This is a genomic window from Streptomyces sp. NPDC029169 (assembly GCF_055563935.1).
The window spans coordinates 61,585-88,171 of the sequence record NZ_JBVHXA010000003.1 but is presented as its reverse complement, the minus strand read 5'-3'; the positions used below and the strand labels follow the sequence as shown (position 1 = coordinate 88,171).

The 26,587-nt window shown below is 71.6% G+C and carries 27 protein-coding genes, 1 pseudogene and 1 riboswitch; of the genes and pseudogenes, 16 read left to right on the top strand and 12 right to left on the bottom strand.

Going from position 1 to position 26,587, the window contains the following annotated elements:
- Positions 1-11: 11 nt before the first annotated feature.
- The 3 genes from sdhA (at position 12) to ACZ4VI_RS07095 (ending at position 3,139) form a co-directional block, all read left to right on the top strand.
- Positions 12-1,766, top strand: a complete 1,755-nt coding sequence (gene sdhA, locus ACZ4VI_RS07105; RefSeq protein ID WP_467997404.1) for a succinate dehydrogenase flavoprotein subunit — start codon at positions 12-14, stop codon at positions 1,764-1,766.
- Entirely contained in the window at positions 1,766-2,524 is a 759-nt protein-coding gene (locus tag ACZ4VI_RS07100; protein WP_467997402.1) for a succinate dehydrogenase iron-sulfur subunit, read from the top strand. Before sdhA ends, ACZ4VI_RS07100 begins: the two co-directional genes overlap by 1 nt.
- Before the next feature lie 81 nt (positions 2,525-2,605).
- Entirely contained in the window at positions 2,606-3,139 is a 534-nt protein-coding gene (locus ACZ4VI_RS07095; RefSeq protein ID WP_467997400.1) for a hypothetical protein, read from the top strand.
- Between the two features lie 27 nt (positions 3,140-3,166).
- Here ACZ4VI_RS07095 and ACZ4VI_RS07090 read toward each other — a convergent pair whose 3' ends face one another.
- Complete coding sequence (locus ACZ4VI_RS07090) at positions 3,167-3,706, bottom strand: MarR family winged helix-turn-helix transcriptional regulator (protein WP_467997398.1); 540 nt, start codon at positions 3,704-3,706, stop codon at positions 3,167-3,169.
- A gap of 86 nt (positions 3,707-3,792) precedes the next feature.
- On the opposite strand from ACZ4VI_RS07090, the gene ACZ4VI_RS07085 reads away from it, so the two are divergent.
- Together ACZ4VI_RS07085 and ACZ4VI_RS07080 are read left to right on the top strand one after the other, a co-directional pair.
- A complete protein-coding gene (locus ACZ4VI_RS07085) occupies positions 3,793-5,025 on the top strand; it encodes an MFS transporter (protein WP_467997397.1) in 1,233 nt (410 codons plus the stop codon).
- Between the two features lie 87 nt (positions 5,026-5,112).
- The gene (locus ACZ4VI_RS07080; protein WP_467997395.1) at positions 5,113-5,487 is read left to right on the top strand and encodes a VOC family protein; all 375 of its coding nucleotides are present in this window, start codon (positions 5,113-5,115) and stop codon (positions 5,485-5,487) included.
- Positions 5,488-5,551: 64 nt separating this feature from the next.
- Here ACZ4VI_RS07080 and ACZ4VI_RS07075 read toward each other — a convergent pair whose 3' ends face one another.
- Complete coding sequence (locus tag ACZ4VI_RS07075) at positions 5,552-6,358, bottom strand: alpha/beta fold hydrolase (protein ID WP_467998079.1); 807 nt, start codon at positions 6,356-6,358, stop codon at positions 5,552-5,554.
- Between the two features lie 137 nt (positions 6,359-6,495).
- Between ACZ4VI_RS07075 and ACZ4VI_RS07070 the strand changes: the two genes are divergently transcribed.
- From ACZ4VI_RS07070 to ACZ4VI_RS07060, 3 genes are read left to right on the top strand one after another with little or no spacing between them, the layout of a single operon-like run.
- Complete coding sequence (locus tag ACZ4VI_RS07070) at positions 6,496-6,927, top strand: hypothetical protein (RefSeq protein ID WP_467997394.1); 432 nt, start codon at positions 6,496-6,498, stop codon at positions 6,925-6,927.
- A 12-nt stretch (positions 6,928-6,939) separates the two neighbouring features.
- Entirely contained in the window at positions 6,940-7,371 is a 432-nt protein-coding gene (locus ACZ4VI_RS07065; RefSeq protein WP_467997392.1) for a thiol-disulfide oxidoreductase DCC family protein, read from the top strand.
- Positions 7,372-7,382: 11 nt separating this feature from the next.
- On the top strand, positions 7,383-8,162 hold the full coding sequence (locus ACZ4VI_RS07060; protein WP_467997390.1) for a TetR/AcrR family transcriptional regulator: 780 nt from the start codon (positions 7,383-7,385) through the stop codon (positions 8,160-8,162).
- A gap of 80 nt (positions 8,163-8,242) precedes the next feature.
- Here ACZ4VI_RS07060 and ACZ4VI_RS07055 read toward each other — a convergent pair whose 3' ends face one another.
- The 3 genes from ACZ4VI_RS07055 to ACZ4VI_RS07045 form a co-directional block, all read right to left on the bottom strand.
- Positions 8,243-9,799 carry an ABC transporter substrate-binding protein gene (locus tag ACZ4VI_RS07055; RefSeq protein WP_467997389.1) on the bottom strand — a complete coding sequence of 519 codons (1,557 nt, stop codon included), beginning with the start codon at positions 9,797-9,799 and terminating at the stop codon, positions 8,243-8,245.
- Positions 9,800-10,003: 204 nt separating this feature from the next.
- Positions 10,004-11,272 (bottom strand): metallophosphoesterase, encoded by a 1,269-nt coding sequence (locus tag ACZ4VI_RS07050; RefSeq protein ID WP_467997387.1) that lies wholly within the window; start codon positions 11,270-11,272, stop codon positions 10,004-10,006.
- A gap of 26 nt (positions 11,273-11,298) precedes the next feature.
- Positions 11,299-11,544 (bottom strand): SCO4848 family membrane protein, encoded by a 246-nt coding sequence (locus tag ACZ4VI_RS07045; RefSeq protein WP_362365345.1) that lies wholly within the window; start codon positions 11,542-11,544, stop codon positions 11,299-11,301.
- On the opposite strand from ACZ4VI_RS07045, the pseudogene ACZ4VI_RS07040 reads away from it, so the two are divergent.
- Positions 11,483-12,562: pseudogene (locus ACZ4VI_RS07040) on the top strand (D-alanyl-D-alanine carboxypeptidase); the annotation flags it as partial. The gene ACZ4VI_RS07045 and the pseudogene ACZ4VI_RS07040 sit on opposite strands and share 62 nt — an antisense overlap.
- A 346-nt stretch (positions 12,563-12,908) precedes the next feature.
- Here ACZ4VI_RS07040 and ACZ4VI_RS07035 read toward each other — a convergent pair.
- Complete coding sequence (locus tag ACZ4VI_RS07035; RefSeq protein WP_467997386.1) at positions 12,909-13,892, bottom strand: YihY/virulence factor BrkB family protein; 984 nt, start codon at positions 13,890-13,892, stop codon at positions 12,909-12,911.
- A 216-nt stretch (positions 13,893-14,108) separates the two neighbouring features.
- Here ACZ4VI_RS07035 and ACZ4VI_RS07030 point away from each other — a divergent pair, with 216 nt between their 5' ends.
- Complete coding sequence (locus tag ACZ4VI_RS07030; RefSeq protein WP_467998077.1) at positions 14,109-14,864, top strand: decaprenylphospho-beta-D-erythro-pentofuranosid-2-ulose 2-reductase; 756 nt, start codon at positions 14,109-14,111, stop codon at positions 14,862-14,864.
- Positions 14,865-14,873: 9 nt separating this feature from the next.
- On the opposite strand, the gene ACZ4VI_RS07025 is transcribed toward ACZ4VI_RS07030, so the two are convergent.
- Positions 14,874-15,461 carry a 2'-5' RNA ligase family protein gene (locus ACZ4VI_RS07025; RefSeq protein WP_467997384.1) on the bottom strand — a complete coding sequence of 196 codons (588 nt, stop codon included), beginning with the start codon at positions 15,459-15,461 and terminating at the stop codon, positions 14,874-14,876.
- A 96-nt stretch (positions 15,462-15,557) separates the two neighbouring features.
- Positions 15,558-16,571 carry a tryptophan--tRNA ligase gene (gene trpS / locus ACZ4VI_RS07020; protein WP_467997382.1) on the bottom strand — a complete coding sequence of 338 codons (1,014 nt, stop codon included), beginning with the start codon at positions 16,569-16,571 and terminating at the stop codon, positions 15,558-15,560.
- A 92-nt stretch (positions 16,572-16,663) separates the two neighbouring features.
- On the opposite strand from trpS, the gene ACZ4VI_RS07015 reads away from it, so the two are divergent.
- A complete protein-coding gene (locus tag ACZ4VI_RS07015; RefSeq protein ID WP_467997381.1) occupies positions 16,664-17,287 on the top strand; it encodes an RNA polymerase sigma factor in 624 nt (207 codons plus the stop codon).
- Complete coding sequence (locus ACZ4VI_RS07010; protein WP_467997380.1) at positions 17,250-18,032, top strand: hypothetical protein; 783 nt, start codon at positions 17,250-17,252, stop codon at positions 18,030-18,032. Before ACZ4VI_RS07015 ends, ACZ4VI_RS07010 begins: the two co-directional genes overlap by 38 nt.
- 422 nt (positions 18,033-18,454) lie before the next feature.
- On the opposite strand, the gene ACZ4VI_RS07005 is transcribed toward ACZ4VI_RS07010, so the two are convergent.
- Positions 18,455-19,750: a serine hydroxymethyltransferase gene (locus tag ACZ4VI_RS07005; RefSeq protein WP_467997379.1), complete on the bottom strand. Its 1,296-nt coding sequence runs from the start codon at positions 19,748-19,750 to the stop codon at positions 18,455-18,457.
- Positions 19,751-19,818: 68 nt separating this feature from the next.
- Positions 19,819-19,909: riboswitch (ZMP/ZTP riboswitch) on the bottom strand.
- A 109-nt stretch (positions 19,910-20,018) separates the two neighbouring features.
- On the opposite strand from ACZ4VI_RS07005, the gene rocD reads away from it, so the two are divergent.
- Positions 20,019-21,224 carry an ornithine--oxo-acid transaminase gene (gene rocD, locus ACZ4VI_RS07000; RefSeq protein WP_467997377.1) on the top strand — a complete coding sequence of 402 codons (1,206 nt, stop codon included), beginning with the start codon at positions 20,019-20,021 and terminating at the stop codon, positions 21,222-21,224.
- A 78-nt stretch (positions 21,225-21,302) separates the two neighbouring features.
- On the top strand, positions 21,303-21,998 hold the full coding sequence (locus tag ACZ4VI_RS06995; protein ID WP_467997376.1) for a polysaccharide deacetylase family protein: 696 nt from the start codon (positions 21,303-21,305) through the stop codon (positions 21,996-21,998).
- A 3-nt stretch (positions 21,999-22,001) separates the two neighbouring features.
- On the opposite strand, the gene ACZ4VI_RS06990 is transcribed toward ACZ4VI_RS06995, so the two are convergent.
- From ACZ4VI_RS06990 to pdxR, 3 genes are all read right to left on the bottom strand, one after another.
- A complete protein-coding gene (locus ACZ4VI_RS06990) occupies positions 22,002-23,186 on the bottom strand; it encodes a glutathionylspermidine synthase family protein (protein ID WP_467998075.1) in 1,185 nt (394 codons plus the stop codon).
- Positions 23,186-23,464: a hypothetical protein gene (locus ACZ4VI_RS06985; RefSeq protein WP_467997374.1), complete on the bottom strand. Its 279-nt coding sequence runs from the start codon at positions 23,462-23,464 to the stop codon at positions 23,186-23,188. Before ACZ4VI_RS06985 ends, ACZ4VI_RS06990 begins: the two co-directional genes overlap by 1 nt.
- Before the next feature lie 362 nt (positions 23,465-23,826).
- Positions 23,827-25,242 carry a MocR-like pyridoxine biosynthesis transcription factor PdxR gene (pdxR, locus tag ACZ4VI_RS06980; protein WP_467997373.1) on the bottom strand — a complete coding sequence of 472 codons (1,416 nt, stop codon included), beginning with the start codon at positions 25,240-25,242 and terminating at the stop codon, positions 23,827-23,829.
- A gap of 47 nt (positions 25,243-25,289) precedes the next feature.
- Here pdxR and ACZ4VI_RS06975 point away from each other — a divergent pair, with 47 nt between their 5' ends.
- On the top strand, positions 25,290-25,802 hold the full coding sequence (locus ACZ4VI_RS06975; RefSeq protein WP_467997372.1) for a carboxymuconolactone decarboxylase family protein: 513 nt from the start codon (positions 25,290-25,292) through the stop codon (positions 25,800-25,802).
- Entirely contained in the window at positions 25,799-26,545 is a 747-nt protein-coding gene (locus ACZ4VI_RS06970) for an isocitrate lyase/PEP mutase family protein (RefSeq protein WP_467997370.1), read from the top strand. Before ACZ4VI_RS06975 ends, ACZ4VI_RS06970 begins: the two co-directional genes overlap by 4 nt.
- Positions 26,546-26,587: the final 42 nt, after the last annotated feature.

Genomic DNA, 26,587 nt, shown 5'->3' with positions numbered 1-26,587 from the left:
TAATCCACGTCATGAAGATCCACAAGTACGACACCGTCATCGTCGGCGCCGGCGGCGCCGGCATGCGCGCCGCCATCGAGGCGACGAAGCGCAGCCGCACCGCCGTGCTGACGAAGCTCTACCCCACCCGCTCCCACACGGGCGCCGCGCAGGGCGGCATGGCCGCCGCGCTCGCCAACGTGGAGGAGGACAACTGGGAGTGGCACACCTTCGACACGGTCAAGGGCGGTGACTACCTGGTCGACCAGGACGCCGCCGAGATCCTGGCGAAGGAGGCCATCGACGCCGTCCTCGACCTGGAGAAGATGGGTCTGCCGTTCAACCGGACCCCGAACGGCACCATCGACCAGCGCCGCTTCGGCGGTCACTCCCGCAACCACGGCGAGGCCCCGGTCCGCCGGTCCTGCTACGCCGCGGACCGCACCGGTCACATGATCCTCCAGACGCTGTACCAGAACTGCGTCAAGGAGGGCGTGGAGTTCTTCAACGAGTTCTACGTCCTGGACCAGCTGATCACCGAGGTCGACGGCGTCAAGAAGTCCGCCGGTGTCGTCGCGTACGAGCTGGCGACCGGTGAGATCCACATCTTCCAGGCCAAGGCCGTGATCTACGCCTCCGGCGGCACGGGCAAGTTCTTCAAGGTGACCTCCAACGCGCACACCCTGACGGGTGACGGCCAGGCGGCCTGCTACCGCCGCGGTCTGCCGCTGGAGGACATGGAGTTCTTCCAGTTCCACCCGACGGGCATCTGGCGCATGGGCATCCTGCTGACGGAGGGCGCCCGTGGTGAGGGCGGCATCCTCCGCAACAAGGACGGCGAGCGCTTCATGGAGAAGTACGCGCCGGTCATGAAGGACCTCGCGTCCCGTGACGTCGTCTCGCGCTCCATCTACACGGAGATCCGCGAGGGCCGCGGCTGCGGTCCCGAGGGCGACCACGTCTTCCTCGACCTGACGCACCTTCCGCCGGAGCAGCTCGACGCCAAGCTCCCGGACATCACCGAGTTCGCCCGTACGTACCTCGGCATCGAGCCGTACACGGACCCGATCCCGATCCAGCCCACCGCGCACTACGCCATGGGCGGCATCCCGACCAACGTCGAGGGTGAGGTCCTGGCGGACAACACCACCGTCGTCCCGGGTCTGTACGCGGCCGGCGAGGTCGCCTGCGTGTCGGTGCACGGCGCCAACCGTCTGGGCACCAACTCGCTGCTCGACATCAACGTCTTCGGCAAGCGCGCCGGTATCGCGGCCGCCGAGTACTCCGCGAAGTCCGACTACGTGGACCTGCCGGAGAACCCGGCGACGTTCGTCGAGGAGCAGGTCGAGCGGCTGCGCAACTCCACCGGCAACGAGCGGGTGGCCGACATCCGCCGTGAGCTGCAGGAGACGATGGACGCCAACGTGATGGTGTTCCGCACCGAGCAGACCATCAAGACGGCCGTCGAGAAGATCGCCGAGCTGCGCGAGCGCTACCTGAACGTCTCCATCCAGGACAAGGGCAAGCGCTTCAACACGGACCTCCTCGAGGCCATCGAGCTGGGCAACCTGCTCGACCTGGCCGAGGTCATGGCCGTCTCGGCCCTGGCGCGCAAGGAGTCCCGCGGCGGTCACTACCGCGAGGACTACCCGAACCGCGACGACGTCAACTTCATGCGCCACACCATGGCGTACCGCGAGGTCGGCGACGACGGCTCCGAGACCGTCCGTCTCGACTACAAGCCGGTCGTCCAGACCCGCTACCAGCCGATGGAGCGTAAGTACTGATGGCTACCCCCGTACTGGACAAGGTCGAGGCGGAGTCCGCCGCCTCCCCTTACATCACGGTCACCTTCCGCATCCGCCGCTTCAACCCCGAGGTGTCGGACGCGGCGGTCTGGGAGGACTTCCAGATCGAGATCGACCCGAAGGAGCGCGTGCTCGACGGTCTCCACAAGATCAAGTGGGACGTCGACGGCTCGCTGACCTTCCGCCGCTCGTGCGCGCACGGCATCTGCGGCTCGGACGCGATGCGGATCAACGGCAAGAACAGGCTCGCCTGCAAGACGCTGATCAAGGACATCAACCCCGAGAAGCCGATCACGGTCGAGGCCATAAAGGGCCTGACGGTCCTCAAGGACCTCGTGGTCGACATGGAGCCCTTCTTCCAGGCGTACCGGGACGTCATGCCGTTCCTGGTCACCAAGGGCAACGAGCCGACGCGTGAGCGTCTGCAGTCGGCCGAGGACCGCGAGCGCTTCGACGACACGACGAAGTGCATCCTCTGCGCCGCCTGCACGTCGTCCTGCCCGGTGTTCTGGAACGACGGTCAGTACTTCGGCCCGGCCGCGATCGTCAACGCGCACCGCTTCATCTTCGACTCGCGCGACGAGGCGGGCGAGCAGCGCCTGGAGATCCTGAACGACAAGGACGGCGTGTGGCGTTGCCGCACGACGTTCAACTGCACGGACGCCTGCCCGCGTGGCATCGAGGTCACGAAGGCGATCGCCGAGGTGAAGAAGGCGCTGATCACGCGCCGCTTCTGACACCCTTTCCGGGGCAGTGGCCCGCTTCTGTACGCTGCGGCGTGCAGGAGCGGGCTTTTTCTTGGCGGAGAGCGGGGACAGATGAGCGAGCCGAACCCTTACGCGTCGGACGGCGAGTACAAGTGGGGGCCGGACCAGCAGGCGGGGGCGCCCGGTTACGGGTATCCGCAGCCCGGCGTGGCGGGGCAGCAGTACCAGCCCACGCTGCCGGGCGGGGTGCCGGTGCCGCCGCAGTACCCGGTCGCGCAGGGCGGGCCGCAGGGCTACGGCGGCGCGCCGCAGCTGAGCCTCGGTGACATCACCGTCGTCGGGGACCAGATCATCACGCCCGCCGGAGCGATGCCGCTCAAGGGCGCGGTGTGGAACGCGATGGACATGTCGCGGACCGAGGAGAAGATCCCGACGGTCGCGATCGTGCTCGCGATCGTCTTCGCGCTGCTCTGCCTGCTCGGTCTGCTGTTCCTGCTGATGAAGGAGAAGCAGACGACGGGCTTCATCCAGGTCACCGTGACGAGCGGCGGCCGCCACCACGCCACGATGATCCCGGCGACGGGTCCGGACACGATCCACTGGGTGATGAACCAGGTGAACTTCGCGCGCTCGCTCAGCATCTGAGCCGGCGCTTCTTCGCGGCCGTGGTCGTCAGCCGTGCCAGGGGTGGGGCCCGCTGTGTTCCTCTGCGACGACCATGATCCGGCGGAGCATGTCGTTGAGCAGGTTCCGCTCGTCCTCGTCGAGGACGCCGAGGAGGCGGTCCTCCTCGTGGCCGAGGACGTCCATCGCGCCGAGCCAGGTCTCCCGGCCGGTAGCGGTGAGTTCGACGACGACCCGGCGGCGGTCGGTCGTGGACTGCCTGCGGCGGACGAAGCCGCGCCGCTCCAGGGCGTCGACGCGGCCGGTGACCGAGGCGGGAGCGAGATCGAGGTCCTGGGCCAGTTCGGAGGGGGCGGCGCTGCCGCCGCGGCCGGCCAGCTTGTGGAGCGTGTCGAACTCGTGGCGTTCCAGTTCGAAGTCGACCAGGGACTGCTCGCGCACCCGCCGCAGATGCACGGAGAGCTTCTTCATACGGGTGACAGCGCCCTCGACGACCGGATCGAGGCCCGGCAGGACGGGCTTCCAGCGGTCCACGTGGTCGTCGGTCCAGTCCCGCTTCGTGGGCTCTGTGGGCTCGCTCGACTCCATGATTCGATCCTACGTCGGCGAGCGAGCTTCTTCGGGATCAAATATTTCGTTGACGAATCATTCGGGACCGAAATAGTGTCCCCGCCATGCCCACCGCCCCCTCCGGCACCACCGCCGTGCCCCCGCCCGCATCCGTCCCCCACCCCCTGCGCACCCGCCCCTTCCGGCTGCTCTTCACCGGCCGCGCCCTCTCCCTCCTCGGCGACGCCGTCATCCCCGCCGCGCTCGCCCTCGCCGTCTGGAAGGCCACCGGATCGAGCTCCGCGCTCGCCCTCGTCCTGGCCTGCGCGATGGTCCCCAAGCTGCTCCTGCTGCCCGTCGGCGGAGTCGTCGGCGACCGCTTCGACGCCCGTACGGTCGCCCTCACCACCGACCTCGTCCGCTGCGCCACCCAACTCCTCGTCGCCGCCCAGCTGCTGGGCGGCGAGCCGTCCCTCTGGGTCATCGCCGGCGCCGAGGTCGTCGGCGGCGCGGCCGGCGCCTTCTCGATGCCCACCGGCTCCCCGCTGATCAAGGGAACGGTGGCCCCCGAAGCGCTCCAGCGCGCCAACGCCGCCATGGGCGTCGCCCAGAGCGCCACCCGCCTCGCCGGCCCCGCCCTCGCCGGCACGCTGATCTTCACGGTGGGCGCCGGCTGGGCGTTCGTCCTGGACGCGGCCACCTTCGCGATCAGCGCCGCGCTGCTCCTCGCCGTACGGGTCGAACGGGTGCCGATCCCGCGCCGTTCGCTGCTCGCCGACCTCAAGGAGGGCTGGCAGGAGGTCAGATCCCGCGACTGGTACTGGACCAGCCTCATCGGCCACAGCGCCTGGAACGGCGCCGCCGCCGTCCTGATGACCCTCGGCCCGTCGATCGCCGTCACCCGGCTCGGCGGGGACACCGTCTGGGTGGTGTTCCTCCAGGTCGGCGCGGTGGGCTTCCTCCTCGGCGCGCTGCTCGCCGACCGGCTGCGCCCCCGGCGCCCGGTCCTGACGGCGAACCTCGGCCTCGCCGCGTACGCCCTGCCCCTCCTGCTCCTGGCCATGCCCGCGCCTGCGCCGGTGACCATCGCCGCGTACGGGATCGCCCAGGCGGGACTCGGCTTCCTCTCCCCCGTCTGGGAGACCGCCGTCCAACAGGCCGTCCCGGCGCACGCCCTGGCCCGCGTGACCTCCTACGACTGGCTGCTCTCGCTCGCCGCCATGCCGCTCGGCTACGCCCTGGCCCCCGTCGCCGCCTCGGCCTGGGGCCCGGAGGTCCCGCTGATCGTCGCCGCGGTCCTGGTCGGCGGCTGCTGCCTGGGGACGGCACTGGTCCCGGGGGTACGGAAGTTCACCTGACGGGCCCGGGGCGGGCATGCGCGCCGCCGCGGCGGGTACGACTCCTGGGGCGTCGCGGAAGCGGCTGAAGAGCGAGGGGTGTCGGAAGTGATTCGAAAGCTGCAGGCGGTCGCGCTGGACTGCGATGATCCGGTACGGCTCGCGGAGTTCTACGCGGATCTGCTCGGCGGGCGCGTGGTTGCGGATCCGGAGGATTCCGACTGGGTCGAGGTGCACGGGTTCGAGGGGACGCCGCTGGCCTTCCAGCGGGTGGACGGCTACCGAGCGCCCGAATGGCCCGGCCAGGAGCGCCCGCAGCAGGTCCACCTGGACTTCGACGTGGACGACCTCGACGGCGAGGAGAAGCGGGCGCTCGCCCTCGGCGCGACCGTGCTGGAGCGGACGGACCAGCTCCGCCCGGAGGCCAACTGGCGGATCTACGCGGACCCGGCGGGCCATCCGTTCTGCCTCTGCATCCACTGAGCCCACCGGGCCTGTCGGCGGCCTACCTGCTCGCCGCCGACGCCCGGATCAACCGACCGCACGATCACGGACCGGATACGGCGGGGGCTTTAGCGGCACCTCGGCTGCCGGCCTGCGCGGTCAGAAACTCGGCGAGCAGCTCCGTCGTCTCCTCCGGGCGTTCCAGCGCGGGGAGATGACCGGCCCAGTCCAGGTCGATGTGCTGGACGTCCGGCAGGACGGCGGCGAGCCGGGTGGCGATCTCCCGGAAGTCCGGTACGTCGTGCGCCCCGGAGACGACCAGGCACGGCACGTCGATGCCGGCCAGCTCCGCCGCCTCCACACCGGCGTCGACCGGGCGGAACTCCCCGGGGGCGGCGAGCTGGACGTCGAAGGCGCGGCGCTGCATCAGCCGTACGCGCTCGCGCGCCTCGTCCCCGGCCTCCGGGCCGAGCCAGGTGTCGACGTTGAGCTCGACCGCGCCGTCGAGGTCGCCCGCCTCCAGCAGCTCGTCCTCGCGCCGGCCCCAGGCACGCAGCTCGTCGCTCGCCGCGTAGCCGGGCATCCCGGCGCAGAGCAGCGCGAGCGCCGAGACGCGCCCGGGGTGGCGGACGGCGACCTCCAGGGCGACCTCGCCGCCGAAGGAGGAGCCGACGAGGGCGGCCCGTTCGATCCCGAGCGCGTCGAGGAGCTCCACGACATCGTCGGAGTGGGTGTGCGGGGCGTCGATCGGGGTCTCGCCGAAGCCGCGGAGGTCGCAGCGGACGACGCGGGTGCCGGCGGCGGCCAGCGCCGCGAACTGCGCGTCCCACATCCTCCGGTCACAGACGCCGGAGTGGAGCAGGACAACGACGGAAGGGCCTTCACCGGCCAGGTCATGAGAGAGCATCAGGCGTCACCCTAAGCCCCAGGCGCGACGGCAGCCCCTCCTTTTCGCACACCCTCTCCAGACCCCTACTTGAACATGTTCAAGAAGGGGTCTACAGTCACGCCTGCCAGCTTTTGAACGCGTTCAAGGGAGGGTGGGGCATGGACCTCACTGTCGTCGCGTACATCGTCTACCTGCTGATCAGCGTGGCTCTGACCATCTGGGTCGCCCGCACACTCAGCCGTAACGGAAGGATCTTCCTGGCAGACGTCCTGCACGGGAACGAGAAGCTCGCCGAGGCCGTCAACCACCTCCTGGTGGTCGGCTTCTACCTCGTCAACTTCGGCTTCGTCGCCCTCTACCTCAGCCAGGACGAGGCCGTCGCCGACGCCCGGGCGCTTTTCGAGGCCCTGTCCGTGAAGCTCGGCGTGGTCCTCCTCGTCCTCGGCGTGATGCACCTGGGCAACGTCTACGTCCTCAACAAGATCCGCCGCCGGGGCGTGATGGAGCGCGAACAGGTCCCGCCGGTGCCCCCGCAGGGCTGGACGGACAACGCCAAGGGTCCGTGGGCCCCGCCCGTGGCCGGAGCCTGAGAGGAGAGTCGGATGAGCCGGACGCCCGTCACCCCGGTCACTCCCGTACACCGCCTCACCGTGCTGTACGACGCCGACTGCTCGCTCTGCGTCCATCTGCGCCACTGGCTTCTGCGGCAGCGTCAGCTCGTCCCGCTCGACCTCGTCCCGGCCGCCTCCCAGGAGGCCCGGCGGCGCTTCCCCGGCCTCGACCACGCGTCCACCCTCAAGGAGATCACCGTGATCGGGGACCGGGGACAGATCTACCGCGGCGCCCCCGCGTGGATCGTCTGCCTCTGGGCGCTGGCCGAGCACCGGCCCAAGGCCCACTGGCTGGCCACCCCGGCCGGACAGCCCTTCGCCCGCGCGACCGTCCTCGCCGCCGCCAAGTGGCGTGAGGCGGTCAAGGCCTACGGACCGGCCTGCGAGGACGGGACGTGTGAGCCGCCCGGCGCACCCGGTTAGGCTCGGGCACTGTGAAGGACGCGAAGGCAGTGCAGCCCACCGAGCCCGCCGCCGACGGGGCGAAGGCCCCGGCCAAGGCCGCGAAGAGCGAACAGACCCGCACGCTCATCCTCGAAACCGCCCTCCGGCTCTTCAAGGAGCGCGGTTACGACAAGACGACCATGCGGGCCATCGCCCAGGAGGCCGGGGTCTCCGTCGGCAACGCGTACTACTACTTCGCCTCCAAGGAACACCTCGTCCAGGGCTTCTACGACCGGATCGCCGAGGAGCACCAGGCGGCCGTCGCGGAGATCCTCGACAGCGACGAGAAGGACCTCACGGCCCGCATCCGCGGGGTCCTCCTCGGCTGGCTCGACATCGCCGAGCCGTACCACGAGTTCGCGGCCCAGTTCTTCAAGAACGCCGCCGACCCGGACAGCCCGCTCAGCCCGTTCTCCCCCGAGTCGGAGGGCCCGCGCGAGGCCGCGATCGAGGTCCACCGCCGCGTCATCTCCGGGGCGGACGTCAAGGTCGATCCCGAACTGGCCGAGCCGCTGCCCCAGTTGCTCTGGCTCCAGCAGATGGGCCTGGTGCTGTTCTGGGTGTACGACCGCTCCGAGGGCTGCGCCAACAGCCGCCGCCTCGTCGAGCGCCTCGCACCGGTCACCGCCCGGGCGATCTCGCTCTCCCGCTTCCGGCTGCTGCGCCCCCTGGTGCGCGAGACCCACGACCTCCTCGCCGACTTCATGCCGACGGCGGCCGGCATGGCCGCCTCGGGCAAGCCGAAGCGGACGAAGGCCGCGAAGGACTGACGCACGAGGGGCCCCGAGCCGTGTGATGCGGCTCGGGGCCCCTCGGGGTCCGTACAGGTCTCGGGCCTCAGGCCCACGCCTCAGATCCAGCTGAGCTCCCAGAGCCGCCAGATGCCGGTGCCGTCGGTGAGGTACTGCGAGCCGGCGACCTCCGTCGTCGCCAGCACGTAGTCCTTCTTCTGCCAGAGCGGCACCAGCGGAACGTCCTCGGCGACCTCCGACTGGATGTCCTCGAAGTCGTTGGCGGCCGCCGCCCGGTCGCTGTACTGCTGCGTCGCGGCGATCAGCGAGTCGATCTTCTTGCTGGCGAAGCCGGTGTGCATCGCGCTGCCCGCGCCCACGAGCGGGGCGGTGAAGCTGTCGGAGTCCGGGAAGTCGGGCAGCCAGCCCACGGGGTAGGCGTCGTAGTCGCCCTTCACGTACGCCTTCTGGAAGTCCTGCCACTCCGCCTCGACGAGCTTCACCTTGAACAGCCCGGTCGCCTCCAGCTGCCGCTTCAGCTCGGCCGCCTCGGCGCCGTACGTGGCGTCCTTGCGGTAGCCGAGGGTGAAGCTGACGGGCGTCTCGACGTCCGCGTCCTTCAGGAGGTTCTTGGCCGTCTTCTTGGACGGCTCGGGGTAGGCGTCGTAGAACGAGGTGCTGTGGCCGTTGTAGCCCTGCGGGATGAGCGAGTACAGCGGCTGGACCGTGCCGTGGTACGCGCCGGTGACGATCGCCGGGCGGTCGATCACGGCGGCGACGGCCTGCCGGACCGCCTTCTCCGCCATCGGCGAGCCGGACTTCACGTTGAAGTAGAGATTGCGGATCTCGGCGGTCTGCGCCTCGGTGACCCGGGCGGAGTCCTTGCTGCTCCCCACCGTGGAGAGGAACTCCGGCGGCATCTGCCGGTGCGTGATGTCGACCTGCTTCGTCTTCCACGCGTTGGCGAGCTGCTCGGACTCCGTGAAGTACTTCACGACGACCGTCCCGCCCGTCTTGGAGACCGCGCCCCGGTAGTTCGGGTTGGGCTCCAGGCGCGCGCTCTCGCCGGGCTTGTACTCCTTGAGGACGTACGGCCCCGAGCCCGCGACCGTGTTGCCCACGCGCAGCTGCTTGGCCGGGTACTGGGTGCGGTCGACGATCGAACCGGCGCCGGTGGCGAGCTTCAGCGGGAACGTCGCGTCTCGGCCGGCCAGGTTGAAGGTGACGGTCTGACCCTCGGCCACGACGCTCTTCAGGGTCGGGAAGAGCGAGGAGGGACCGACGTCGGCCTTGATGTTCAGCATCCGCTCGAAGGAGTACTCGACGTCCTCGCCGGTCACCTTGCGGCCGCCCGCGAAGGTGAGGTCGTCCCGGAGCTCGCACTGGTACGTGGTGAGCCTGGTGCCGATGAACTTGCAGCTCTCGGCGGCGTCCGGGACGGGCGTCGTGAAACCGGGCTTGAACGTCAGCAACGACTGGTAGACGTTGCTGTACATCGCCCACGAACCGGCGTCGTACGCGCCGGCCGGGTCGAGCGAGGTCACCTCGTCCGTGGTGCCGACCTTGATCGGGTCCGTCCGGACGTCGTCGGAGGGCAGCAGCTGCCAGCCCCCCACCCCGGCGGCCACCAGAACTCCAGAAGTGATGAGGATCCGCAGACGGACCTTCGACCGCATCGCCGTGCTTCCTTTTGTCGAAACCCACCCCTGCCGCGGCGGCGCCGAGCCGTGCCGCGATGGCGACACCCAATCACACGGATTTCACAAGTGGAAGAGTAAACCTTCACAGTGCAGGTATATGTCCGGGATAGCCGACTTCTGGTGACCCGCCAGTAGTATCCGCCCCGGCGCGATGAGTCACTGGTGGGGCTGCCGCGTGGGCTACGCGTGCCGGGAGGCCAGCTCCACGACGGTGATGTCGGAGGGCGCGCCGACCCGGACGGGAGGACCCCAGGCACCCGCGCCACGGGAGACGTAGAGCTGGGTGTCGCCGTACCGCTCGAGACCGGCGACGGTCGGATTGGCGAGCTCGGCGAGGTAGTTGCCGGGCCAGAGCTGACCGCCGTGGGTGTGGCCGGAGAGCTGGAGGTCGACGCCGTGGCGGACGGCGTCGTGGACGACGATCGGCTGGTGGGCGAGGAGGACGGCGGCCCTGGCGCGGTCGCGGTCACCGAGCGCGGCGGCGAAGTCGGGGCCCTGGCCCTCGCTCTCGCCGGCGATGTCGTCGACCCCGGCGAGGTCGAACCCGGCCGCGATCTCCAGGCGTTCGTTGCGCAGCGGGCGCAGGCCGAGCTCGCGGACGTGGTCGACCCAGGCGTCGGCGCCGGAGAAGTACTCGTGGTTGCCGGTCACGAAGAAGGAGCCGTGCCGCGCCCTGAGCTGAGCGAGGGGCTCGGCGGCGGGCCCGAGGTTCTCGACGGTGCCGTCGACGAGGTCGCCGACGACGGCGATCAGATCGGGCTGGGTGCCGTTGATGGCGTCCACGATGCGCTGGGTGTGGGCGCGGCCGAGGACGGGCCCGAGGTGGATGTCGGACACGACGGCGATCCGGTACCCGTGGGCGGCCCGCGGCACCTTGGCCAGCGGCACGGTCACCCGCTTGATCCGCGGCCCGCGCAGCACGCCGTACGTCCCGTACCCGACGGTCCCGACGGCGGCCGCGGCGGCGGCCCCGCCGACGACCCGCGACACGAACAGCCGCCGCGACACGGGGGTGGCTCCGGCCGGGTCTTGGGGCTGTACGTCCTCTGGCGGGGCTGTGGGCTCGCGAGCGGGTACGGGCACGGGCACGGGCACGGGAGCCTGGGCGGGTGCGGGAGCCGGGGTGGCCGCCCGTCGCTCCAAGGCGCGCCGCAGCAGCGGGCGGACGGCCTCGCCGACCACCAGGGCGAGGGTCACGTACAGGAGCAGGGCCAGCCAGAGGTAGCCAGGCCAGGCCACGACCTGCTGGAGCCAGAACGGGGCGCCGGCCCGCGCGGAGACCAGGGCCCCGAGCGACAGCACGGGCAGTACGGACGCCGCGGCCGTCCCCAGCCGCCGCGCCACGCTCCCCCGCGCGGTGACATCGCGCACCAGGCGCCGCCACACGTACCAGTGGACCGCGCCCAGAAGGCCGAGGACCACGACAAGCACCAGCAGAAAGACGAGCACGCGCCCCAACCCCTGTCCGCTATCCACTATCCGCGCTCGCGCCGCAGAGCGCGCACGCCACGCAACCCGATCACGCCGACCACCGTCCCCAGGACAAAGGACGTGATGGCGAGCAGCAGATGAACCCAGAAGTAGGCCGTCGGGTCGCCCGCGTCGTCGAAGGCGAGACCGCTCCCGTCGTTCCACAGATTCTTGACGAAAGTGATCCAGATGAACCAGCTCCACACCCCGAACGCGAGCAGGAACCAGGAGACGGGCCGGCTGAGCTTCATGCCCCCAGTATCACCACCCGCCCCACCCGCCTCGCCGTCGGGGCGTCGCGGGCATCGGGGGCACCCGGCGTGTCCTGGGCGTCCGGAGCGTCCGAGTGGTCAGCTCCGGACGAACCGCCCTGCGGGGTTCGGATCGCGGCTTCGTACCTGTACGTTTTCGATCGTGTCTGCTTCGAAGAAGACCGCTTGGGCGGTCACTGCTGCTGCCGCGTTGCTCCCTCTGCTCGCCGCCGCCCCCGCCCATGCGGACAAGGTGGACAACAAGGAGGAGAAGCAGCCCAAGCCGCCCGCTCGGATGTCCTCCGTCGGCGGGACGCTGCTGAGCGTGCCCGGTACGCAGGTGCGGCTCGGGCCCGGGGCGCCCGTGCTGCCCAAGGAGTTGAGCGCGCGGTCATGGATCATCGCGGACGCCGAGACCGGTGACGTGCTCGCCGCGCACAACGCCCACTGGCCACTGGCCCCCGCCTCCACGCTCAAGATGCTCTTCGCGGACACGGTCCTGCCCAAGTTCCCCCGGACGGCGACCCACACGGTCACGGCCGCGGACCTGGCCGGCGTCGGCGCGGGCTCCAGCCTGGTCGGGATCAAGGAGAAGCAGACCTATACCGTCCACGACCTCTGGCTCGGTGTCTTCCTTCGCTCGGGCAACGACGCCGTGCGCGTGCTCTCGGCGATGAACGACGGCATCGAGAAGACCGTGCAGGACATGAACGACCGCGCCGAGGAGCTCCAGGCCGTCGACACCCACGTGGTCTCGCCGGACGGTTACGACGCCCCGGGCCAGGTCTCCTCCGCGTACGACCTCACGCTGATCGCCCGCAGCGGTATGCAGAAGGCGGACTTCCGTGAGTACGCCGCGACCGCGCGTGCCGCATTCCCCGGCGAGGTGAAGCCGGGCAAGAAGCGGGAGACCTTCGAGATCCAGAACACCAACCGGCTGCTCACCGGCGACCTCGGGGTCGCGCAGTACCAGGGCATCGCCGGCGTCAAGAACGGCAACACCACGCACGCCGGCTCGACCTTCACCGGCGTTGCGGAGCGCAACGGCAAAGTCCTGCTCGTGACGGTGATGAACCCGTCCTCCAAGGAGCAGCACGCGGTCTACAAGGAGACCGCCCGGCTCCTCGACTGGGGCTTCGCGGCGGCCGGCAAGGTGAAGCCGGTCGGCGAGCTGGTCCCGCCGAAGTCCGCCCGTACGAACCCCGGGACCGAGAGCGACGGCTCGGCGTCGCCGGCGCCCGGCAAGAACGCCCCAGGCACGAACACCTCCGCGACCGTCGCCGCGGACAAGTCCGGTGGCGTCGGGATCGCCCTCGCCGTCGTCGCCGGGGTCCTGCTGCTGCTCGCGGGTGCCTTCTTCCTGGTCAACCGCCGCTGGCCGGTCCGTCGCCGCCCCCAGGATGCTCAGGCCGGCGCCCAGGACGGTCAGGACGCTGAGGAGGTTGCTCAGGACGGTCAGGACGGTCAGGACGGTCCGCAGGATCCGGTGCGTCCGGGTCCGAGCGTGACCCCGTAGCCGTCCAGGCGGCGCAGTACAGCAGCAGCTTCGCGGAGAAGTTGATCCAGAGCAGCAGCGCGACCGGCACGCCGAACGCGCCGTACATCGACTTCCCCGCGACGTCCCGCATATAGCCGCCGAGCAGCAGTTTCAGCAGTTCGAAGCCGATCGCGCCGATCACCGCCGCCACCACCAGGCGGCGGCGCGGCGGCTGGACGCCGGGCAGCAGCGTCAGCAGGTACAGCAGGATGAGGAAGCCCGCGACGGCGGCGACGGCGACCGCCGCGGCCTGGAGCAGGATGCCGCCGGCCCCGGAGTCGGAGATGCCGATCCGGTCGGCGCTCCAGCCGACCGCCGTCGAGCCGAGCCAGGACGCGGCGAGCGAGCAGAGCCCGACCCCGCCGAGCCCGAGCAGCACGACCGCATCCTTCCCCTTGCGCACGAAGGGGTTGCCCTCGTCCTCGTCCATCCCCCACACCGCGCGCAGACAGTCCCGCATCGAGCCGACCCAGCCGATGCCGGTGAAGAGCAGCAGCGCGCCGGCGACGAGCCCGATCGTGCCCGCGTTGTCCACGAGCCCGCTGATGTCGAGCTGGTCGGAGATGCCGGGGACCTGCTCGGAGACCTTCTCCTCGATCGTGTCCAGCTGCTTCTGACTGAGCGTCGCTGCACCGACCGCCGCTGCGACGGCGATGAGGGGAAACAGCGCGAGGAAGCTGATGAAGGTGATCGCGGCGGCGAGCCGGGTCCAGTGGACGGCGTCGAGGGTCTCGTACGAGCGCCAGGCGTGGGTCCGCATGAGCCGGGCGACCCAGGGGCCGATGACGGGGAGCTTGGTCAGCCAGTCCATGTCGTAGGTGTACCCCTTGATCCACCGTGAATCCGGAAGGCGGGCGTCCGGGTTCCCCAGAATCGCAGACAGGCGGCAAGAACCCTGCCGATGCCGGTTCCTGACGCCGTGTCGACGCGAGGTCGCAAACCAGGCATCACACCTGGACCGGGCGATACGGTCGCCCTCATCACTGCCGCTCTCTCGTCGTCTCGCCCCCTGAGGAGCATGATCGTCATGAAGGACGCCTTCGGTATCCCGCAGTCCCTGCTCGTCCTCGGCGGTACGTCCGAGATCGGGCTCGCCACCGCCCGCCGGCTGATCGCCCGCCGCACCCGTACGGTGTGGCTCGCCGGACGCCCCTCGCCCGCGCTCACGGCCGCCGCGGACTCACTGCGCGCGCTGGGCGCGGCCGTGCACACGGTGCCGTTCGACGCGCTCGACACCGCGTCGCACGAGGAGCGGCTCGGCAAGGCCTTCGCCGAGGGCGACATCGACATGGTGCTGCTCGCCTTCGGGATCCTCGGCGACCAGGCGCACGACGAGGCCGATCCGCTCGCCGCCGTCCGGGTCGCCCAGACCAACTACACGGGCGCGGTCTCGGCGGGCCTGATCTGCGCGGGCGCGCTCCAGGCGCAGGGACACGGCTCGCTGGTGGTGCTGTCGTCGGTGGCCGGGGAGCGCGCGCGGCGCGCGAACTTCATCTACGGCTCGTCCAAGGCCGGTCTCGACGCGTTCGCCCAGGGGCTGGGGGACGCGCTGCACGGGACCGGGGTGCATGTGATGGTCGTACGGCCCGGATTCGTACGGCCGAGGATGACGGCCGGTCTGGAGGACGCGGCGCTCGCGACCACGCCGGAGGAGGTCGCCCTCTCCATCGAGCTGGGGCTGCGGCGCCGCTCGGAGACGGTGTGGGTGCCGGGGGCGCTGCGGATGGTGATGTCGGCGCTGCGGCACGTGCCGAGGCCGGTGTTCCGGCGGCTGCCGGTGTGATCCTGGGTGTCAGCCCGTCGGGGTCGGGGTGTCCACCGAGGTGCCCTGGGCCGGGACCGCGGCGACCTGGCGGCTGTCGCCGAACTCGAACGCGCGGAGCTTGCGCCACACCCCGTCCGCGCCCTGCTCGTAGAGGGCGAAGGAGGAGCAGGTCCACGCCGCCTCGAAGTCGGCCAGCTCCGCGTACGCCCGGTCCATCGCCTCCTCGGCGATGCCGTGCGCGACGGTGACGTGCGGGTGGTACGGGAACTGGAGCTCGCGCACGAGCGGCCCGGACTCGTCCCGTACCCGCTCCTGGAGCCAGGCGCAGGAGGAGACGCCCTCGGCGAGCCTCACGTACACGACCGGGGAGAGCGGGCGAAACGTTCCCGTGCCGCTCAGCCGGACCGGGAAGCAGCGGACGCTTGCGGCGACCTCGGCGAGATGCGCCTGGACCGCGGGCAGCCGCTCCTGGTCCACCTCGGTCGGCGGGACGAGGGTGACGTGCGTGGGGATGCCGTGCGCGGCGGGATCCCCGAAGCCCGCGCGCAGCTCCTGGAGCAGGCTGCCATAGGGCTCCGGGACCGCGATCGAAACGCCGAGCGTTACGGTCCCCACGTCGTTCTCCTCCGCAGTCGTGTCATATCGGGAAACGGTGGTGGTGCAGCCGCCAGTGTGCGGCCTGCACCACCCCTGAGGCCAGAGTCCTTGGACTCAGTGCTTCGCGGGCAGGAAGCCCACCCGCTCGTAGGTCTGCGCCAGGGTCTCCGCGGCGACCGCGCGGGCCTTCTCCGCGCCCTTGGCCAGGACCGAGTCCAGCGTCTCCGGGTCGTCCAGGTATTCCTGCGTACGGGTCCGGAACGGCGTGACGAAGTCCACCATGACCTCGGCCAGGTCGGTCTTCAGCGCGCCGTACAGCTTGCCCTCGTAGCTCTTCTCCAGGTCGGGGATGCTCGTCCCGGTGAGCGTGGACATGATGGAGAGCAGGTTGGAGACGCCGGCCTTGTTCTCCGGATCGAAGCGGATGACCGTGTCGGTGTCGGTCACCGCGCTCTTGACCTTCTTCGCCGTCGCCTTCGGCTCGTCGAGGAGGTTGATCAGGCCCTTCGGCGTGGACGCCGACTTGCTCATCTTGATCGACGGGTCCTGGAGGTCGTAGATCTTCCCCGTCTCCTTGAGGATGTACGGCGCCGGGATCGTGAACGTCTCGCCGAAGCGGCCGTTGAACCGCTCCGCGAGGTCGCGGGTCAGCTCGATGTGCTGGCGCTGGTCCTCGCCCACCGGGACCTGGTCGGCCTGGTAGAGCAGGATGTCGGCGACCTGGAGGATCGGGTACGTGAAGAGGCCGACGGTGGCCCGTTCGGCGCCCTGCTTGGCGGACTTGTCCTTGAACTGGGTCATGCGGGAGGCCTCGCCGAAGCCGGTGAGGCAGTTCATGACCCAGCCGAGCTGTGCGTGCTCGGGGACGTGACTCTGGACGAAGAGGGTGCAGCGCTCCGGGTCGAGGCCGGCGGCGAGCAGCTGCGCGGCGGCGAGCCGGGTGTTGGCGCGGAGCTCCGCGGGGTCCTGCGGGACTGTGATCGCGTGCAGGTCCACCACCATGTAGAAGGCGTCGTGGGACTCCTGCAGCGCGACCCACTGACGGACCGCACCGAGGTAGTTGCCGAGGTGGAACGAGCCTGCGGTGGGCTGGATTCCGGAGAGCACGCGGGGACGATCAGAGGCCATGCTCCACATTCTCTCAGGTGCGGGAAGTTGTCCCGGACTTCCCGGGCTGCCCGGACGGGGAACCGATCCCGTTCCGCCGGTGTATCAAAGGTGTGAGGACGCTGGAGGGGGGCCGGGTCGTCGTAGACGGGGCCGAGGCCGAGGTGATCGCACGCGTACGCGCCGGGGAGGCTGAGGCGTACGCGGCGCTGGTCCGCGCGCACACGGCGGTAGCGCTGAGGGCGGCGGTGGCGTGCGGCGCGGGCGCGGAGGCCGAGGACGTGGTGCAGCAGGCCTTCTTCAAGGCGTACCAGGCGCTGGGGCGGTTCAAGGAGGGGGCGGCGTTCCGTCCGTGGCTGCTGCGGATCGTGGTCAATGAGACGAGGAACACAGTGCGCGCGGCGGGCCGGCAGCGGGCGGTCGCGGGGCGGGAGGCGGAGCTGCTGGCCGCCGAGCCGCTGATACCGGACGGGGCGGACCCGGCGGTGGCGGCCGAGGAGCAGGAGAGGCGCCGTCAGCTGCTCGCGGCGCTTGACGGACTGGGCGAGGACCACCGGCAAGTGGTGATCCACCGCTATCTGCTGGAGCTGGACGAGTCGGAGACGGCGGCCGCGCTGGGCTGGCCGCGCGGGACGGTGAAGTCCCGGCTGAGCCGGGCGCTGAAGAGACTCGGGCTGGTGCTGGAAGGAGGTGACGAGCATGACGGAGGAGAGGTCCGGCGACGGGCTCCCGGATGAGCTGCGGGAGCTGGGGCGTCGGCTGAAGGTGCCGGACGTGGGCGGGGAGACCATGGCGGAGCGTGTGCTCGCTCAGCTCCTGGCGGAGCGGGTGCCGACGCCGGTCCGGCGGCGCCGGTTCGAGGGGCTGCGCAGGCTCTGGAAGGCGTTGCTCGCGGCGTTCTCCGGGCTCCTGGTGGTCCTGGTGCTGACGCCGCCGGTGCGGGCGACGGTGGCGGACTGGTTCGGCTTCGGCGGGGTCGAGGTGCGGTACGACCCGTGGGCGCGCCCCGCCGCGGACCCGCCGGTGCCGGGCTGCCCCGACCCGGTGCCGCTGGAGGAGGCCGGGCGCAGGGCGGGGTTCGAGCCGCTGATACCGAGCGCGCTCCGCACCCCGGACGCGGTCTCGGTGACCGGCTCGGCCGAGCGGGGACGGGCGGTGATCAGCCTGTGCTGGCGCGGGGACGGCACCCGGACGGTCCGGCTCGACGAGTTCCCGGCGCGGCTCGACGTGGGCTTCGCCAAGCAGATCCGGACGCATCCCGAGTGGGTCGAGATGGCGGACGGCGCGGCGGGTTACTGGTTCGCCGAGCCGCACCTGCTGCGGTTCCCGATGACGGACGCGAGCGGGCAGGAGTGGACCCACGAGATACGCACGGCGGGCCCCACGCTCCTCTGGACGAGAAACGCGGGAGCCCTGACCCTCCGCCTGGAGGGCGAGCCGACCCTGAAGGAGGCCCGCCGCATCGCCGAGTCGGCGAGCTGAGCGGCGACCACCGACGACCGCAGGCGACCGCCACGACCCGCCGCACCCGCCGAGCCGGGCGGGCCCGGCGGGCCCGGCGAGACGGGCGAGACGGGCGAGACGGGCGGGCCCGACGGGCCGGGCGGTGACGCACGGCCCGGGCGGTGCCGGACGGTCCGGGACGGTGCCGCACGGCCCGAGCCGTGCCGGGAAGCCCGGTCGGTGCCGAGCAGCCCGAGCCGTGCCGGGCAGCCCGAGCGGTGACGTACGGCCCGGGCGGTGCCGCACGGCCCGAGCCGTGCCGGGAAGCCCGGGCGGTGCCGCACGGCCCGAGCCGTGCCGGGAAGCCCGGTCGGTGCCGAGCGGCCCGGTCGGTGCCGGGCAGCCGCGCGGTGACGCACGGCCGCCGGGGCGGGCGGCCCGGGCCGGGCGCCCGCGTCGGGTCAGGTCGGGAGGCCGGGGGCCGGGAAGGCTGCCATCAGCTCCGCGACCTCGGCGCGGATCGTGTGGAGTGCGTCCTCGTCGCCCGAGCCGGCGGCGGCGACGCCGCGGTCGATCCAGTCGGCGACCTGGGTCATGTGCTCGGTGCCGAGGCCGCGGGAGGTGAGGGAGGGGGTGCCGATGCGAAGGCCGGAGGGGTCGAAGGGCTTCCGGGGGTCGTAGGGGACGGTGTTGTAGTTGGTGACGATGCCGGCCCGGTCGAGGGCCTTCGCGGCGACCTTGCCGGGGACCTCCTTGGGGGTGAGGTCCATCAGGATCAGGTGGTTGTCGGTGCCGCCGGAGACCAGGTCGAAGCCGCGGGCGAGGAGGGCCTCGGCGAGGGCCCTGGCGTTGGCGACGACCGCGTGGGCGTAGTCGCGGAAGGAGGGCTGGGACGCCTCGTGCAGGGCGACGGCGATGGCGGCAGTGGTCTGGTTGTGCGGGCCGCCCTGGAGGCCGGGGAAGACGGCCTTGTCGAGGGCCTTGGCGTGCTCCTCGCGGGACATCAGCATGGCGCCGCGCGGGCCGCGCAGGGTCTTGTGGGTGGTCGTCGAGATGACGTCGGCGTGCGGGACCGGGGAGGGGTGGGCGCCGCCCGCGATCAGGCCGGCGATGTGGGCGATGTCGGCGACGAGGACGGACCCGGCCTCGTGGGCGATCTCGGCGAAGGCGGCGAAGTCGATCGTGCGGGGCAGCGCGGTGCCGCCGCAGAAGATCACCTTCGGGCGCTCCTTCAGGGCGAGCTCGCGGACCTGGTCGAAGTCGATGAGCCCGTTGTCCTGGCGCACGCCGTACTGCACGCCGCGGAACCACTTGCCGGTGACGGAGACGCCCCAGCCGTGGGTGAGGTGGCCGCCCATCGGCAGGGCCATGCCCATCACGGTGTCACCGGGCTCGGCGAAGGCGAGGTAGACGGCGAGGTTGGCGGGGGAACCGGAGTAGGGCTGCACATTGGCGTGGTCGACGCCGAAGACGGCCTTGGCGCGCTCGACGGCGAGGGTCTCGACCTGGTCGATGTTCTGCTGGCCCTCGTAGTAGCGGCGGCCGGGGTAGCCCTCGCTGTACTTGTTCTGGAGGACGGTGCCGGAGGCTTCGAGGACGGCATGGGAGACGTAGTTCTCGCTGGGGATCAGCCGCAGGGTCTCGGCCTGCAGCCGCTCCTCGGCGCCGACGAGCGCGGCGAGTTCGGGGTCGGTGGCGGCAAGCGCCGGGTGGTGGGCGGGAAGATCGGCAGCGTGGGGGGTGGTGGTGCTGTTCATGGCGTTCCTCCGGGCGTGGCGGCGGGTCCCGGGGCACGGCGGCGACGCGGCACCACACGGGACGGGGTCCGTGGTGCCCAGGCGGGCGGCACCTCGTGTGGTCTGCCGCGCACGGCTCCCCCGGGGTCGCTTCCCCGTACGCCAGTCGCCGCGCGTGTTTCCAGATTAGCGGGCGCGCCGTCGCCCAAGGTTTCTTCTTCCACCATCCGAGCGACGATAAGAAAGGGAGCCACACCCACCCCCGAGCCGCAGGACGAACGGAGATCCCGTGTCGAGTACGCAAGACGCGATCGCTTCCGCGGAGGCGCACAGCGCGCACAACTACCACCCCCTGCCCGTCGTCGTCGCCTCGGCGGACGGGGCCTGGATGACCGATGTCGAGGGGCGCCGCTATCTCGACATGCTCGCCGGGTACTCGGCGCTCAACTTCGGGCACGGCAACCGGCGGCTGATCGACGCGGCGCGGGCGCAGCTGGAGCGGGTGACGCTCACGTCGAGGGCGTTCCACCACGACCGGTTCGCGGAGTTCTGCACGCGGCTCGCGGAGCTGTGCGGCAAGGAGATGGTCCTGCCGATGAACACGGGCGCGGAGGCGATCGAGACGGCGGTGAAGACCGCCCGGAAGTGGGGGTACGAGGTCAAGGGCGTGCCGGACGGGCACGCGAAGATCGTGGTCGCGGCGAACAACTTCCACGGCCGGACGACGACGATCATCAGCTTCTCCACGGACCACGAGGCCCGCGACCACTACGGCCCGTACACGCCGGGCTTCGAGATCGTCCCGTACGGCGATCTGACGGCGATGCAGGCCGCGGTGACCGCCCACACGGTGGCGGTGCTCCTCGAACCGATCCAGGGCGAGGCAGGCGTCCTCGTCCCGCCGGCCGGATATCTGCGCGGGGTACGGGAGTTGACCCGCGAGCGGAACGTGCTGTTCATGGCGGACGAGATCCAGTCGGGTCTCGGCCGGACCGGGCGGACGTTCGCGTGCGAGCACGAGGGTGTGGTGCCGGACGTGTACGTCCTGGGCAAGGCGCTCGGCGGCGGTGTCGTCCCGGTCTCGGCGGTGGTCGCGGACCGGGATGTGCTGGGGGTGTTCCGGCCGGGTGAGCACGGTTCGACGTTCGGCGGGAATCCGCTGGCGTGCGCGGTGGCCCTGGAGGTGATCGCGATGCTGCGGACGGGCGAGTACCAGCAGCGGGCGGCGGAGCTGGGCGAGCATCTGCACGCGGAGCTGAAGCTGCTGGTGGGCGGGGGCGCGGTGGAGGCGGTGCGCGGGCGCGGCCTGTGGGCCGGTGTGGACATCGCGCCGTCCCGGGGCACGGGCCGGGAGATCTCGGAGAAGCTGATGGAGCGGGGTGTGCTGGTGAAGGACACGCACGGCTCGACGATCCGGATCGCGCCGCCGCTGGTGATCTCCAAGGAGGACCTGGACTGGGGCCTGGAGCAGCTGCGGGCGGTGCTCTCGGCCTGACGGGCCGTTCGGGAGCCGTGGCGGTGGGGGCAACTCGGGGCATTGACAGCACAGTTGGTCTAGGCCAATGTTGCGGCCATGCCGAGACCCCGCCCCCGCCGCGCGCTGCGTGGCGCCCTCGCCGCCCTCGTCCCGCTCGCGCTGCTCGGCGCGTTCGGGGGCCCCGCGCACGCCGCGCCGAAGGCGGCCTGGCCCGAGCCCGTGCCCGTCGTCTCCCACATCGAGACCACCGACCCGGTCGTCTTCATCACCATCGACGACGGCTGGTACCACGACCCCGCCGCCGCGAAGATGCTCCTCGACCGCCGGGTGCCCGCCTCGCTCTTCCTGCTCCCGGGCGCGTACTCGTACGACTCCGGCTACTTCCACACCCTCCTCGACCAGGGCCGCTCCCGCGTCGAGAACCACACCGTCAACCACCCGGACCTCACCATGCTCGACGCGGCCGGCCAGAAGGCTGAGGTCTGCGGCGCCCGCGAGCAGCACCTCGCCGAGTTCGGCGACGGCCCGCGGCTGCTGCGCCCGCCCTACGGCACGTACGACGAGACGACCCGCACCACGGCCCGCGCCTGCGGGGCGAAGGCCGTGGTGACCTGGACCTACGACCTCACGACTTGGGGGCAGTGGACCCCGCCGACGCCCACGCTCAAGGCCGGCGACATCATCCTGCTGCACTTCAACGAGACCCTGGAGCAGGATCTGACGCGCGCCCTGGCGGCCGCCGAGGCGGCCGGCCTGAAGCCCGCGCCACTGAGGGAGTACGTCTCGGAGTAGCGGTCAGAGGATGACGTGCGGCAGGAAGCGGGCGTACTCGTCCGTGATCAGGCCCGCCGACTCCCGGATGCCGAGTCCCGCCGCCTCGTCCTCGACGACCCACGCGCCGAGCACCACCCGGTTGCCGTCGAAGTCGGGCAGCGGGGCCAACTCCTGGTAGCAGCAGGGCTCGTCGCGCACCACGCGCTCCGAGCCCGGCTGGTGGACGGTGACGCCCGCGCCCTCGCGGCCGAGGAGGGGCTTGGCGACATAGCCGCCGCGCGCGGCCAGTTCGCGCGGTCCGTCCAGGTAGGCCGGCAGCAGGTTCGGGTGGCCCGGGTAGAGCTCCCACAGGACCGCGAGCAGGGCCTTGTTGGAGAGCAGCATCTTCCAGGCGGGCTCGATCCAGCAGGTGGTGCCCGTACCGCCGCCGTTGTCGAGGGTGTCCAGGACGTACGGGCCGAAGCGGTCGGTGGCCAGCCACTCCCACGGGTAGAGCTTGAAGCAGCTCCGGATGAACCGCAGCCGGTCGTCCACGAAACGTCCCGAAAGCCGGTCCCAGCCGATCTGCTCGACCGACAGCGCCTCCGTGTCGAGCCCGGCCTGCTGGGCGGTCTCGCGCAGATACGCGACCGTCATCAGGTCCTCGCCGAGCTCGTCGCCCTCGGAGTGGACGAAGTGCACCGGGCTGCCCGGCGGCAGCAGCGGGGCCTGCCGCTTCCAGGCGTCGACGAGCCGCTCGTGCAGCGAGTTCCACTGGTCGGCGCCGGGGAAACGCTCCTCCATCCAGAACCACTGCGGGCTCGCGGCCTCGACCAGCGAGGTCGGCGTGTCGGCGTTGTACTCCAGCATCTTGGCCGGGCCCGTACCGTCGTAGCGGAGGTCGAACCGACCGTAGAGCGACGGCAGTTCGGCGCGTCGGCGCCAGGACTCGGCGACGAGGGAGGCGAGCCGGGGGTCGGTCAGGCCGAGATCGGCGAACCGGTCGTGCTCGACGATGTGGGCGGCCGCTGCCAGACACATCGTGTGCAGCTCCTCGACGACCTCCTCCAGGGCCTCGACCTCGGGCAGGGTGAAGGAGTAGTACGCGCTCTCGTCCCAGTACGGGCGCAGGGAGCCGTCGGGGTAGCGGGTCAGGGGGTAGACGAGCCCCTGCTCCTCCACCGTCTGCTGCCAGCCGGGCCGGGGCTCGATGGTGTGCCGCCGCATCAGCCGCCGCCGGATCCCGAGCATCCGAAGCCGCCCGTGTCGACGGCCGTCTTGTCGAAGCTGCCGCCGCTGACCTTGTTGTCGCTCACCTTGCCGCCGTAGTAGTACGAGCCGCGGGTCGAGCTGCCGTTGCCGCTCTCGCACTCGTAGCTCGGCAGCTTCTCGCGGGTCAGCGGGTCGACACACCGCCGGTCCGGCTCGGAGCCGCAGGACGTGATCGTCGCCGCGAGCACCCCCATACCGCCGAGCACGACCGTGCTCGACCTCAGCCTGCGCATGTCACCCTCCCCATCGCGTGGTCGCGACCGCACAGTTTAGGCCGGTGGCCGACCGGCCCCGCACGACCACCCCCGCCGTGGGCGCCCCACCGCTGCCCCCGCCCACCCCCGTGTGGGCAATCGTCCCGCTGGGGCGGGACGGGTGGGCACACGGGACGGCGCCCCTGCGGGCGCGTTCCGCACATGGGCCCCTGTACCCCGGGGCCGTCGCGCGTGCAGGCGCCTCGGGGTGGGCGGGGTGCACGGGGCGGAGGCGCCCGCAAGGGCGCCGCCCGTTGTGCCCACCCGTTCCGCCCCAGCGGAACGAATGCCCACAACGGGCGGGGGGCGGGGCCCACACGGGGGCGGGGCGGAGGCCCCGGTCACGGCAGGACGCGGCAGAGGGATGACAGCGCGCCCGACCACGCGCTGTCCGGCGGCGTCCCGTAGCCGACGACCAGGCCGTCCTGGGTCGGCGGGACGTCCGGGTGGCGGAAGCGGTTGACGCCGTGGACCGCGAGGCCCTCCCACGCGGCCGAGCGGAGGACCTCCGGCTCCCGGCCCGGCGGGAGGGTCAGGACCGCGTGGAGGCCGGCCGCGATGCCGCTCACCCGGGTCTCCGGGGAGTGCGCGGCCACCGCCGCCACCAGTTCGTCGCGGCGCCGCCGGTAGCGCAGCCGCATTGCCCGTACATGGCGGTCGTACGCCCCCGAGCCCAGGAACTCCGCGAACGTCAGCTGCTCCAGCGAGCTGCACATCGCGTCCATGTGCCCCTTCGCCGCGACCACCTCGTCCACCAGGCTCTCCGGCACCACCATCCACGCCAGCCGCAGGCCGGGCGCCAGGGACTTGCTGGAGGTGCCCAGGTAGACGACCCGCTCGGGGTCGAGGCCCTGGAGCGCGCCCACCGGCTGGCGGTCGTAACGGAACTCCCCGTCGTAGTCGTCCTCCAGGACGAGTCCGCCCGAGGCCCGGGCCCAGTCGATCGCCGCCACCCGCCGGTCGGGGTGGAGCGCGCCGCCGAGCGGGAACTGGTGCGCGGCCGTCATCAGGACCGCCCCCACCCCCTTCATCCCCGCCAACCCCTCAGTCCGGGTGCCGAGTTCGTCGAAGGGCAGGGCGGGCAGCCGCAGCCCGGTGCGGGTGAGCAGCTGCCAGTGCTCGTCGAGGCCGTACGACTCGACCGCCACCTCCCGTACCTTCCGGGCGCGCAGCACCTGCCCCATCAGCATCAGCCCGTGTACGAACCCCGAGCAGATCACGATCCGTTCGGGCCGCGCGTGGACGCCCCGGGCCCGGGCGAGGTATTCGGCGAGCACGGTGCGCAGTTCGATCCGGCCGCGCGGATCGCCGTAGCCGAAGGCCTCGTGCGGCGCGGCCGTCAGCGCCCGCCGGGAGGCCTTGAGCCATTCGGCGCGCGGAAAGGAGGCGAGGTCGGGCACGCCCGGCTTCAGGTCGTACGCCGGCCGGGCCCGGACCGCGTTCCGGGCCGCCGTCGCGGGCCGCGCGCCCGATCCGGCCGGCCGGCGCGGCACCGACCGCTGCGCGACCCGCGTCCCGGAGCCCTGCCGGGCGGTCAGCCAGCCCTCGGCGACCAGCTCGGCGTACGCGTCGGCGACGGTGTTGCGGGCGATCCCCAGGTCCGCCGCGAGCGAGCGGGAGGACGGCAGCCGTACGCCGGCCTCCAGGCGCCCGCTGCGCACCGCCTCCCGGAGGGCGTCCATCAGCCCCGTACGCAGCCCGGGTCCGCGCAGTTCCAGATGAAGATCGGCCCCAAAAGTGGCCCACTCGTCTGTCATGTGAATGGACCATACTCCTGCGCCATCACGACCGTACGGTGAGATCCATGACGACCACGACGCAGCACGACACCACGACCGCCTACGCCCACGAGCACGGCCCCCGCCTCAACCTCGCCGAGCGCATCCCCGAGTTCTACCGGGCGATGCTCCGGCTCGAACAGGCCGCCGCGAAGGACGTCGACCCGACGCTGTACGAGCTGATCAAGATCCGGGCCTCCCAGATCAACCGCTGTGCGTTCTGCCTCGACATGCACACCAAGGACGCCCTGGCGGCCGGCGAGTCGGTCGAGCGGATCGTCCAGCTGTCCGCCTGGGAGGAGTCGCGGCACTTCTACACCGAGCGCGAACTCGCCGCGCTCGCGCTGACCGAGGCCGTCACGGTCCTCACCGACGGTTTCGTCCCCGACGAGGTGTACGCGAAGGCCGCCGCGCACTTCGACGAGACGGAACTCGCCCAGGTCATCGGCGCCATCACCGTCATCAACGCCTGGAACCGGATCGCCGTCACCACCCGCTCGACCCCTGGCCACTACACCCCGGGGCAGTACAAGAAGTGAGCACCGCCGACGGGGCCGAGGTCCTCCGCACCCTGCACTCGGGGCGGTCCGGCGGCCACCCGCTGATCGTTCCCGGCCCCTGGGACGCCGCCTCCGCCCGGGTCTTCGAGGAGGCCGGCTTCCCGACGCTCGCCACACCGAGCGCCGGCATCGCCGCCTCCCTCGGGTACGAGGACGGGTCGACCCCGCCCGAGGAGATGTTCGCGGCCGTGGCGAGGGTCGTCAGGGCCGTCTCCGTACCGGTCACGGCCGATGTGGAGGACGGCTACGGCCTGCCGGCCCGGGAGCTCGTGGAGCGGACCCTGGAGGCGGGCGCGGCCGGGGTGAACCTGGAGGACAGCGACCGGTCCGGCGGGCTGAAGGACCCCAGGGAGCACGCCGACCGGCTTGCGGAGGTACGGGCGGAGGCCGGGCCGCGGCTCTTCGTCAACGCGCGCGTGGACACGTATGTGCGCGGGGTGGACGACGTGGCCGCCGCGATCGAGCGGGCGCGGCTCTACGCGGCGGCGGGCGCGGACTGCGTCTACCCGATCAAGGCGCCCGTGGCCCATCTTCCGCTGCTGCGCGCCGGGATCGACGTACCGCTCAACGTCCTGGGCGGCCTGCCCGGCGGTCCGTCGTTCGCGGAGCTGGGGCGGCTGGGCGCGGCCCGGATCACCTTCGGGCCCGGGCTGTTGCTGCGGACGCTGAAGGGCGTGGCCGAACTGGCCGGGAGACTCGGAGAGTCCCTCGGAAGGTCCTGAGAGAAGACGACCGCCCCCGGCCTCTGAGGCCGGGGGCGGTCG